The sequence below is a fragment of the Virgibacillus sp. MSJ-26 genome (assembly GCF_018918075.1).
Classification (GTDB): Bacteria; Bacillota; Bacilli; order Bacillales; family Amphibacillaceae; genus MSJ-26.
Genome location: NZ_JAHLPW010000004.1, coordinates 54,699 through 66,221, shown reverse-complemented (window position 1 = coordinate 66,221; position 11,523 = coordinate 54,699). Strand labels below are relative to the sequence as shown.

Here is an 11,523-nt window from a genome sequence, read left to right as displayed (position 1 = left end):
AAGAGCTGGCGGTGTTATTAGTTTTTGTGATTGCTAACACGCTAAAGGTTGATGGTTAAACATTAATTTGAAACAGTTTTCTTGGACGTCCTTGTAGATATGGTTTTTCTTCACCAACCACTTTAATCACTTCACCGGTGAGAAGTTTGTTAACCGTTCGCTCTGCACTTCGCTTCGTCACTTGGTAAAATGTTGCAATATCATGTGACGAAAACGGCTCATTGTTTCGTGTTGTGATAAACTCAATGAAATTATAGGATAAATCATTGTTCAGGCGGGCTTTATGGATAAGTGCTTGATATAATTCTGAGGCATCAATTTGTTTTTCAACCCCAATAGGTCCAATTATTTCTTGTTGATCGTTAACGATATAACAATGACCAATCTCTGACTCCCTACATTTGTCCAAAGCAATTAAAGCATTCGCTTCTGCTTGCTTTGCAGTTAAACCGAAACCAAAACCGATATCGACTTCCAAACTTGTAAATTCCTTGATCTGCTTCAGTAAAGGTAGGTCACGATAATGGTTTGTAATGTGATCAAGGATTCCTCTTGTTCCGAATAAAATAAAATGGTTTTCTTTCAAAGATAAAATGGAAGTATGTGTTTTCTTGCTGAATTCTTGTAAAACTCGGTGGAAATGGTCGATGGCTTGTTGTTTATAAGTATCTTCTTTAATATGTTTTATGCTGATGTGCCCAGCGACAATTTGAGCACTTTTGTTTTTGTTTAAAAGTATAATTGATTTTGCTTGTTCAATGACTTCTGTTATGTTTGATTGGGGTATGTGCATAGATCTTACGGGAATCCCGATAGTTTGAAGTTTTTGTTCCATATCTTTAATGGAAGTCAACACCATATCAATTTTGCCTTTTTCCCATAACTCTTGATGGAAGTTAAAAATGTCTTGAATACTTGGGGGTTCTTTATTTAGAGTGTTATAGCTGTATGTATAAATTTCATTTTCATGAATGTGTAATTCATTTAATACTTCATTAAGATGTGTCTCATTTGAAACGTCGATTGATAAGCGATTAAGTTTTGGCTTGTTCGAAAATCTTAATTGATAAAAGGATGTTAAAATCATATATTCATCGACTGAAATATATAAAGAAGGTACCCGTTTTTTATCAAGTTCACTTTTTACGGTTAAATAGGCAAAGGGTTCAAGAAATACATATACATCACATGTGAAAGCATGATTAAGTAAATGAGTCACTTCCCTTATTTTAGAATACTTAAAAGCTAAAATCTCAAATTCATCAGAAATGTTTATTATGTTTTGCATGCGATTTATTAACTCACTTCGACCAAATACTGCTATTTTAATAGTCATAGCTATCCCCCTTGAGTATCAGTATGCATTAAAAAAGTTTCTATTTTCTGATAATTATTAGTAAACTATACTGTGGTTTTTAAAAGTCATGATGTTAGCATGTGATTTTAATTCACAAACCTAAAGGTAAATAATTATTGTTATTATACGCAATTTTCTTACAACAGTCAACTTAAGTTGTGAAGGTTATAATAACAATTGGTAAATAAGTAGGATTGTCACGTGTTATAGTGAAGTATGGACTAATTACTAAGGTGTCCTCCTGAACTTAGAATAATAAATTATTAAAAATGAACTATAAAGGATGAATGTTATGGCAGTAAAACAGCATGACTTTACACAAGGAAATATTTTAAAACAACTCATTGCTTTCTCGGCACCGGTCATGTTAACAAATTTGCTGCAAACTTCCTATCAATTTGTGGATAGTTTATGGATTGGTAATTTGCTAGGTGCGGAGGCACTTGGCGCGGTTGCCATCTCGAGCACCATTATTTTTACTGTCCTATCATTTGTGATTGGGATGAATAACGCAGCCTTAACGATTCTCTCTCAACAAAAGGGGAAGAAAAATGAAGAGGGATTAAAAAGATATTTAAATGCGTTTGTCGTCATATTGATGAGTTTATCGCTATTACTTGGTATGTTAGGGTTTGTCTTTTCAGAATTTTTATTAAATTTAATGGGCACGCCTGATTCTTTAATGGCCAACGCTAAGGACTATCTCCAAATAAACTTTTTAGGAATGCTATTTTTATTCGGGTACAATTTTATCAGTACAGTATTAAGAGCACTTGGGGATAGTCGGACACCAATGCGCTTTGTAACGATTGCGGTTCTTTTAAACATTGTGCTCGATCCTTTATTTATAGCCGTATTTAATCTTGGAATAAAAGGAGCAGCTTATGCGACAGTCATTTCTCAAGGTAGCGCTTTTTTATACGGTTTTATTTATGTGTTAGTCAAGCGGCTGGCGCCTTTTAGTATGCCGACATTGCCATCGAAATCAGAGGTCGGTTTGATTTTAAATCTCGGAATTCCTTCAGGTTTGCAAATGGCTGTTATTTCAGCTGGCTCTGCGGCGATTATGAGTGTTGTCACCTCTTTTGGTGGAGCCGTTGTTGGTGGTTTCGGGGCGGCCCAACGTCTTGATAAACTAATCACTCTTCCTGCACAAGCGCTCGGAACATCTGTCAGTAGTATGGCCGGGCAAAATATCGGTGTTGGAAATTGGAATCGTGTGAAAAGAATCGCTAAGAATGCAGTATTATATAATTTATCGATTATGGGTGCCATAGCAATTATTGTTGTGCTTGTAGCTGAATATGGTGTCAGGCTGTTTATCCAAGAGGAAAATGCCGTGACATTTGGGACGCAGTATTTACAGATTATTGCTTTATGTTTTCCGTTTTTAGGAATTAATTTTGTGTTAAATGGGATTGTCCGTGCCTCTGGAGCCATGTATCAAGTACTTATTTTAAATATTATTTCATTTTGGATTTTACGGTATCCTTTAACTGCTTTCTTCGCAACTGTTTCTGGGGAAATTGGCATAGCTATCGGAATGGGAAGCAGTTTTATTATAAGTAGTTTAGTAGCATTCCTGTATTTCCGGTATGGTAAGTGGCGTGAAAAAGAATTATTTAAAAAGAGTCGCAGTTAATTTGTTATATTTGCAGTAAGTATATTAAAATTGAATTAGGAATGACATTATTTTGAGAGGAGCATATTTATGGTTAAAGAAATTCACTCTAAAAATGCACCAGCAGCAATCGGCCCATATTCACAAGCTATCCAAGCAGGTGATTTTATTTACGTATCAGGTCAAATCGGGATGGATCCAGAAAATGGCGAGGTTGCCGACGGACTAGAAAACCAAACGAAGCAAGTTTTGGAAAATTTAAAAGCAATTTTAAGCGAAGCGGGTACAGACTTTTCTCAGGTTGTTAAGTTTACCATTTACTTGAAATCAATGGACACATTCGCAACTGTCAATGAAATCTATGGCAGTTACTTAGAAAAACCATACCCAGCACGCGCCACTGTTGAAGTAAGTCGCTTACCTAAAGACGTCCTCGTTGAGATGGATGTTGTTGTTTATACGGGATAGGTCGTTTTTATCTATAATAGTAGATCGTTTTGTTTTAAACTTTTTCTTTTTTTACTTAGCCGAGTCAGCTTATGAAAGATGACTCGGTTTTAGTTTGCATTAAAAAAGAGGAGTGCTAGCTGATTGTGCCCCCTAGTGTGAAAAATCTCGTTTAGGGTAACGGGTTTCAATTCTTAATGCCCCCTAGAGTAAAAATCTCGCTTAGGGGGCACGCGTCCCTATTCTTTGTACCGCCTAATATGAAGAAACATGCTCAGGGGTAACACGACATGCGATTTGGGTTTTTATATCATATAAAACTTGCCTTTCCTTATTCGCAGATTCAAGTCTATGTATAAATAAATGTAGGAGTAGTTGTTGTAAACACATAATAAGTGCTATTACCGTTTCCAACGGGAGTTAAATTATCTCGTAATGTATTTCTAATTACTCTTTTAGAAGCTATTGCATCACTCCATTCATGTATAAGAGATGTGGTTATTTTTAGATTAGGAAAAAGTAAATGCAATTCTTTTATATTTCGTAAAATGGCAGTTCGAATCTTCTCTTGTGTACCGCATGATGTGCACTTAATATTTGAGTTACTGATTAATGTATAAAAAGCAAAACAATTTTTACATACTATTCCTTTTTTCAATTTTTCGTATGTATATTCAGGTAGATGTGTATGAGAGGAATCAGTCAGATGAAGGTCAGTGAGTTGATTAGCTAGTTTTGTTCGCCTTCTGTTTAGGTTTGTAGGTTGATTGTTCAATTTTTTTATAAATCGATTGACCTGGGTTGGTAGGATAATCGAAGAGTTAATGGGAGCTTGGTACAAAGTGAATTCTTGATTGACAAAAATAACATAGGATTCAACCTGAATTTTATGGTCGAGCTTTTGAAGAAGTTCTTTTAACAAGAGCTCACTGCGTTTTAGTTGCATAAGAGGGCTTCTTATTTCTTTTCTCGTCTCAACAACATACCAATTATCATTATGGAAATAAAAATTACCTTCAAAGTTCTTAATTTCTAGTAGGAGTATTTTATAATTAAATATCGGTAGGCAATCAATTTGGAACTTGCTGTTATTTTGTTGAAGTGATAAGTCATAGAGGAGTAATGGTGGTTTTGTGAGAGTCTTTTCTAACATTCTGGAAAACTTTAGTTCGCCGAGATGTCCTTTTTTGAGATTTTTATAGGTTAGCTGGTCATCTGTAGATAAATTCATTCTCACATTTAAACATTCTAATATTTGTAATTCTACGGGTGGTCGTGGTTTATGATGTATTGACATAGAATCGTCCTTTCCATTTAGGTTAAAGGTAAAGAAGTAGGCTAATAAATGAAGACCGTTCCTAAAAAAAGACCGGTCTTCATTAAATAATCACCTCGTTGGTTGCATCAATCCTGACTCAATTTCTTCTATATAATGGCATGCAGTTTGATGGCCTTCTTTCATATAGTCTTCGTTTCTGAGCTCAGGTACATCAGTGACACACTTTTCTGTAGCAAATGGGCAGCGTGTATGGAATCGGCATCCGGTAGGTGGATCTATTGGAGAAGGGACATCTCCTGATAAAATAATTCGTTCTCTTTTTGCATCGGGATCGGTATTTGGGATAGCTGATAATAGTGACTTTGTATATGGATGTTGTGGGTTTGTGAATAATGATTTTTTGTCAGCTATTTCAACAATTTTCCCTAAGTACATCACAATCACTCGGTCAGATATGTGTCGAACTACACCAAGATCGTGTGAAATAAATAGATACGTTAAGTTGAGCTCACGCTGTAACTTTTTAAGTAGGTTAATAACTTGTGCTTGAATAGATACATCAAGAGCTGAAACTGCTTCATCACAAATGATAAGTTGTGGATTAACAGAGAGAGCGCGTGCTATTCCAACCCGTTGACGTTGCCCCCCACTAAATTCGTGAGGGAAGCGGTCAATTTGATGCGCTCCGAGTCCAACCGTCTCCATTAACTCAAGAATTCGGTCATTTCTATCTTTCTTAGGAACCACTTTTTGAATCTCCATTGCTTCATTTAAAATTTGTCTCACAGTCTGACGTGGATTAAGTGAAGCATAGGGGTCCTGGAAAATAACTTGCATATCTTTTCTGTTTTGACGCATCTCTCTTTTGCTAAATGAGAGTAGATTTTTTCCGTCAAATTTAACTTCACCACCCGTAGGTTCATCAAGTCGAAGAATGGCACGCCCAGTTGTAGATTTTCCACATCCGGATTCTCCGACAATGCTGACCGTTTCACCTTCATGAATGGTAAATGAGACACCATCAACAGCTTTAACATGGTTAATGGTGCGGCCAAGGAATCCCCCTTTAATTGGAAAATGTTGTTTTAAATTAGTTACTTTGAGTAGTTCTTTCGGCATGAACATTCACCTCCGGATCCCCATCCCATTCGTCCGAATAAATCCAACAACGAATTTGATTTTCATTTTCATCAGTTTTAAGATCAGGTAAAGTGTTGCATATTTCACTGGCAAAAGGACAACGCGGTGCAAAACGGCATCCCTTTGGTAATTCTGCTGGACTTGGAACATTTCCTTTTATAACCGGTAAATCCTCTTCAATATCCCGATCATGTGGTGGTAAGGAATTGAGAAGCCCCACTGTGTAAGGATGTTTTGGATCTTTGAAGATTGTCCTGACATCAGCGTACTCAACAATTTTTCCACAGTACATTACAGCAACGTAATCACAGGTCTCGGCAACAACACCAAGATCGTGTGTAATTAATAGTACGGACATATTCAACTTTTCTTGAAGCTCTTTAATGAGCTCTAATATTTGCGCCTGAATAGTCACGTCTAGCGCAGTGGTTGGTTCATCGGCAATAAGAAGATCCGGACTACAGGCGAGCGCGATAGCAATCATTACCCGCTGTCTCATGCCACCTGATAGTTCATGTGGATACTGATCAATACGTTTTTCAGGTGAAGGTATTCCAACAAGTTTTAACATCTCAATCGAACGATGTCTCGCCTCTTTTTTTCGGAGTCCTTCGTGTATCTTATATGCCTCACTGATTTGTTGACCAACTGTATATGTTGGGTTCAATGAGGTCATTGGTTCTTGGAATATCATAGATATATCTTTTCCACGAATATCTCTCATTTGATTATTGTTTTTTTCTAGTAAGTTTTCATTATTAAATAGTATGTCGCCACCAATGATTTCTCCGGGCTGATCAATTAGACGCATAATTGAAAGGGAAGTGATACTTTTTCCAGATCCTGATTCCCCAACAATTCCGACAGTTTTCCCTCTCGGTAGGCTGAAGGTAACCCCATCAACAGCTTTCACTTCTTGTTCATTTGTAAAAAAAGATGTTCGTAAATCTTTAACTTCTAATATATTATCGTTCGCAGTTGATTCTGTGGCCATCTATTTTCACACCTTTCAATCTATCTTTTAAAATAGGGTTGATTTCGTTTTTCTTCTGTCTAGCTTAAACGACCAACAACTAGTAGGCTTCGTTTCACCTCATTACGATAAGTCGACATCGAATCGCTTCGCTTTTCGTGTCTCCTTTATCTCAATCGGTGTCACTCCAGCCTATACGTTGCTAACTGGTCGTTATCGCTTTTCTATTGTCTAGCTCGATGGACCAGCGACTAGTGAACTTCCTTCACCTCCGTACGATAAGTCGACATCGAATCGCTCCGCTCTTCGTGTCTCCTTTATCTCCTTCGGCTCAGTCCAGTTCATACGTCGCTAAACGGTCCAACTCGCTTTTCTTCCTTAATTCAAATCGATTCGTTTGTTTAGGAATCGATAGGCCATGTCAACGATGAGGTTGACGGCTACGAAGACTAGGGCAGCGACGAGGACTCCACCTTGTACGATTGGGAAGTCACGTGCACGGATTGAATCAATTATTAACTTACCAAGCCCATTAATCGCAAATACTGTTTCCGTTAATACCGCTCCGCCAAGAAGCGCTCCGAATTGTAGACCAACTACAGTGACGACAGGGATTAAAGCATTCTTTAATGCATGTTGATAAATGACTACTCGTTCTTTAGCTCCTTTTGCACGAGCGGTTCTTATATAATCCTCGTCAATCACATCTAGCATACTGGAGCGAGTCATACGAGCTATAATCGCGGCCCCTCCAGTACCAAGTGTTATCACTGGTAAGAGTACTTGTTGGAAACTGCCCCAACCGGATGGTTTAAACCAACTTGTATTTTCTAAAAAAGGAACCCAAGATGGCAGGTCAAACCCTATCGCGAACCAATTGATTAACATTAGGCCAAGCCAAAAGTTCGGCATGGATAGTCCAAATAAAGCTAGTATCATTAAACTTACATCTTGAAAGGAATATTGCTTCGTTGCAGAAACAATTCCTGCAATTAATCCTAAGAACACACTCAATATCGTACTATAGAACGCGAGCTCAATAGTTACCATTAATCGGCCGCCAATTTCTGATGATACAGACCGACCACTACGAATTGAACTGCCCAAGTCACCCTGAACTGCATTTGAAATATAGTTCCAATATTGAACAGGATAGGGATCATTTAAACCGAGTCGTTCTCGAATGTTTTCAACTTGTTCTTTAGGGGCACTCTCACCTGCCATAATTTGTGCAGGATCCCCGGGAATAAGATGCATCAAGCTAAAAACAATTATTGTTACGCCTATTAATACGGGAATAGTCTGGACTAAACGTCTGACAATATATGTAAACATTTACAGTGCACCCCTTTCTAATCTTTCATTTTAGGATCTAATGCATCACGTAATCCATCGCCAAGAATATTAAACGCCAATACAACGAAAACAATCATTACTCCTGGGAAAAATGCAACATGTGGAGCGTTGTATAAATAATTACGTCCATCCGCAAGCATCGCGCCCCATTCAGGTGTAGGTGGTTGAGCACCAAGCCCTAAAAAGGAGAGCCCACTGGCTGTAAGAACAGCTGTGGCAATGTTTAAAGTAGCTTGTACGATAATCGGTGAGGATACATTTGGCAAAATATGTTTAAAAATAATACGGAAATCACTGGCGCCAAGTGCTTTGATTGCATCGATATATTCTAGTTTTCTAGTTTCTAATGTAGAACCTCGTACAATTCTAGCGAAAACAGGAATGGAGAATACTGCTACAGCAATGATAACGTTTTGTAAGCTACCTCCCAGAACACTCACTATAGCTAAAGCCAATAAAATACCAGGAAAAGCTAAGAGAACATCCATACATCTCATAATGAATGCATCGATTCGGCCACCATAATAACCCGCTATAATACCAAGAACCACGCCAGCTGTCGCACCTAGAATAACAGAGAAAAACCCTACATATAATGTAATAGACATTCCGTGAATAATACGACTAAATATATCCCTGCCATGGTGATCTGTGCCAAACCAGTGATCAGCAGTTGGTGGCTGTAATTTATTCACGACGTCTGTTGTGTCAGGTTGATAAGGAGTGAAATAGGGTCCTATAAGAGCGACAACAATGAAAAATAAAATTAAAAAACCGCCAACCAAAGCGGCCTTGTTTTTACTTAGTTTTCTAAAGAAGTTCTTCCAACTTTGAAGTAAAGGGTGTGTCGTTTTATTCATAATTGTTGATTGGTTCTCAATCGCTGGCTCACTCATTTTTTGTTTACATCCTTTCTAAAAGTAATTGTTTACGGTTAAACAGATAGAGCATTTTTAAAGCATGGTTGAATAGACATTCAGGGGGTGCCAATTTTATATTATTATAACACTTATTTTAATTTTAACAATCGGAATTAAATTAAAATTTGCTTGTAATTTCAGAAAATTTAAGTTATGATATATAAAACAAAGTTAGATTGCTTGAATTTTGTATTAAAAGTAAGCAACTAAATACTATCCATGGGGGGTAATACGAAGTGAGGGTAACAAAAAAGTCTTTATTCTTTATTATGTTAACTTTGATGTTAGCACTTGTCCTGTCAGCCTGTGCGAGTGAGCCAGATGAGACTGCAGGTACACCAGATTCAGATGATGGTGAGGAAGAAACAGTAGACAATGAAGCAGAAGCAGCCGAAGAAGAAGGTGGCGACCTTGTAATTGCTAGCTCTGCTGACGCTGTTTCGTTAGACCCAGCAGGATCTAACGACGTTCCTTCAAGTAACGTGGCGGAAAATATCTATGAATCTTTAGTTAAACAAAACATGGACATGGAGTTAGAGCCAAGTCTTGCTACAGAATGGGACGCTATAGAGGATGACGTTTGGGAGTTTAAACTCAGGGAAGATATTAAATTCCATGATGGAACAGATTTTAATGCCGAAGTTGTAAAGGCAAACATAGAACGTGTCCTTGATGAAGAGGTTGGTTCCCCACGTGCTTTCTTGTACGAAATGGTTTCTGATATTGAAGTAGTAGATGATTACACTGTTCGCTTTGTTACAGAATATCCATTTGCCCCATTACCTGCACATTTAGCGCACAGTGGAGGAGCGATGGTGTCTCTAGATCTAATCGAGGAAGATTATGAGGCAATGGAAAATGGTGAGGAACCAGGTAGTGTCATAACAGAAAATCCAGTAGGAACCGGATTTTTTAAATTTGAAGAATGGCAGCCAGGCGATTATGTCCGTTTAGTAAAAAACGAGGATTACTGGGATGAACCAGCTAATCTTGACTCCGTTACATTTAAAGTCGTTGATGAAGATCAGACACGTGTTGCTGAACTATTAACAGGGGACTCACATATTATTGACCCATTAAGTCCTTCAGATGTGGCACAAATTGAGGGGGAAGAAGCTGTCGATCCTGCCAGACAAGCGAGTGTAAGCTTATCATACATTGGTTTTAATGCTGATAAAGAGCCATTTGACGATCCGAAAGTACGTCAAGCTATAAACATGGCCATTGATAAATCGGAAATAATTGATGGTATTTATGATGGCGCTGGTATTCCAGCTGTTGGCCCACTAGCACCTGATGTATTTGGATATGATCCTGATGCTGAAAGTTTAGATTATGATCCAGAAAAAGCAAAAGAGCTTTTAGCAGAAGCGGGTTATGAAGACGGCTTTTCAACTACAATCTGGACGAATGACAGCCGTGAAAGAATTGATGCTGCGACAAACGTTCAAGCTCAATTGAAAGAATTTGGTATTGAAGTAGAAGTAGAGATTCTTGAGTGGGGTGCTTATCTCGAGCAAACAGCAAATGGTGAACATGAGATGTTTGTACTAGGATGGTCTACAGTTACAGGGGACGCGGACTACGGATTATATGCTTTATTCCACTCCAATAACTTTGGTGATCCGGGTAACCGTACCTTTACAGACGAACCTGAACTTGATGATCTTTTAGATGAAGCTCGACAAGAACCTGATCCTGACAAACGTGAAGAACTATATAGTGAAATTCAAGAGTTGCTAGCTGAAAATGCGCCAATGCTTTATCTCCATCACCAAGAATACATTCTAGGAGTGAGTGATAACGTGCAAGGCCTAGAACAGTTACCAACTGGTGTTCTTCAGTTGAAAGATGTAACAATGAGTAACTAATGAAGTGAATGATGAATGATAGTTAGACAATAAATATAATAGAACAAAAAATCCGAGCAGGACTGTCTGTTCGGATTTTTTCGCTTATATTTAAAATATAAAATAGTACATTAATAATAGTAAGACCAGTAGAAAAAATTGCCAAAGCAGTTGAAAGGGCAGCATCGAGTAAAACTTTTCATTTACATTTTCTGAAGGAGGAGATTTTTCTTTCCAACTATCAATTTTACTTACATCTTTAGAAATGACACTTTTAAACCTACTAAATGAAAAGGCTATCCCATCAAAAAATCCACCCTTTTTAATATATAGAAATAACATGAATATAGAACACACCAAAAAAACATAAAAAACTGTATTAATATAATGTTCTAATGTGTAATCAGGTGCAAATATTAAAAATAAAATAGTAATAGTTGTGTAATTTAATAATAAAAGCATCCATTTGCTTGCTAATTTTTTCAATTTACTTTCACCTTTTCACTTTTTCTAAAATAATTATAGCATATTTTCAAACGATTCTTATTCAATAACTGCAAGATTTTGAGCTTTTTTAATA

At 37.4% G+C, this 11,523-nt stretch carries 10 protein-coding genes; 3 read left to right on the top strand and 7 right to left on the bottom strand.

The window, feature by feature from the left end; genetic code table 11:
* Positions 1-55: 55 nt before the first annotated feature.
* Complete coding sequence (locus tag KQI49_RS04225) at positions 56-1,336, bottom strand: hypothetical protein (RefSeq protein ID WP_216487115.1); 1,281 nt, start codon at positions 1,334-1,336, stop codon at positions 56-58.
* A gap of 313 nt (positions 1,337-1,649) precedes the next feature.
* Here KQI49_RS04225 and KQI49_RS04220 point away from each other — a divergent pair, with 313 nt between their 5' ends.
* Both KQI49_RS04220 and KQI49_RS04215 read left to right on the top strand, forming a co-directional pair.
* Positions 1,650-2,999 (top strand): MATE family efflux transporter, encoded by a 1,350-nt coding sequence (locus KQI49_RS04220; RefSeq protein ID WP_216487114.1) that lies wholly within the window; start codon positions 1,650-1,652, stop codon positions 2,997-2,999.
* A gap of 69 nt (positions 3,000-3,068) precedes the next feature.
* Positions 3,069-3,446, top strand: coding sequence for a RidA family protein (locus tag KQI49_RS04215; protein ID WP_216487113.1), 378 nt, complete (start codon positions 3,069-3,071; stop codon positions 3,444-3,446).
* A gap of 328 nt (positions 3,447-3,774) precedes the next feature.
* On the opposite strand, the gene KQI49_RS04210 is transcribed toward KQI49_RS04215, so the two are convergent.
* From KQI49_RS04210 to nikC, 5 genes are all read right to left on the bottom strand, one after another.
* Entirely contained in the window at positions 3,775-4,722 is a 948-nt protein-coding gene (locus KQI49_RS04210; RefSeq protein ID WP_216487112.1) for a nuclease-related domain-containing protein, read from the bottom strand.
* 90 nt (positions 4,723-4,812) lie between these two features.
* Complete coding sequence (locus KQI49_RS04205) at positions 4,813-5,823, bottom strand: ABC transporter ATP-binding protein (protein WP_216487111.1); 1,011 nt, start codon at positions 5,821-5,823, stop codon at positions 4,813-4,815.
* Positions 5,795-6,838 carry an ABC transporter ATP-binding protein gene (locus tag KQI49_RS04200; RefSeq protein ID WP_216487110.1) on the bottom strand — a complete coding sequence of 348 codons (1,044 nt, stop codon included), beginning with the start codon at positions 6,836-6,838 and terminating at the stop codon, positions 5,795-5,797. Before KQI49_RS04200 ends, KQI49_RS04205 begins: the two co-directional genes overlap by 29 nt.
* A gap of 357 nt (positions 6,839-7,195) precedes the next feature.
* Positions 7,196-8,152 carry an ABC transporter permease gene (locus tag KQI49_RS04195; protein ID WP_216487109.1) on the bottom strand — a complete coding sequence of 319 codons (957 nt, stop codon included), beginning with the start codon at positions 8,150-8,152 and terminating at the stop codon, positions 7,196-7,198.
* A gap of 17 nt (positions 8,153-8,169) precedes the next feature.
* Positions 8,170-9,069, bottom strand: a complete 900-nt coding sequence (gene nikC / locus KQI49_RS04190; protein ID WP_216487108.1) for a nickel transporter permease — start codon at positions 9,067-9,069, stop codon at positions 8,170-8,172.
* Positions 9,070-9,329: 260 nt separating this feature from the next.
* Here nikC and KQI49_RS04185 point away from each other — a divergent pair, with 260 nt between their 5' ends.
* Positions 9,330-10,964 (top strand): glutathione ABC transporter substrate-binding protein, encoded by a 1,635-nt coding sequence (locus KQI49_RS04185; protein WP_216487107.1) that lies wholly within the window; start codon positions 9,330-9,332, stop codon positions 10,962-10,964.
* Between the two features lie 90 nt (positions 10,965-11,054).
* Here KQI49_RS04185 and KQI49_RS04180 read toward each other — a convergent pair whose 3' ends face one another.
* A complete protein-coding gene (locus KQI49_RS04180; protein ID WP_216487106.1) occupies positions 11,055-11,429 on the bottom strand; it encodes a DUF3899 domain-containing protein in 375 nt (124 codons plus the stop codon).
* Positions 11,430-11,523 lie beyond the last annotated feature (94 nt).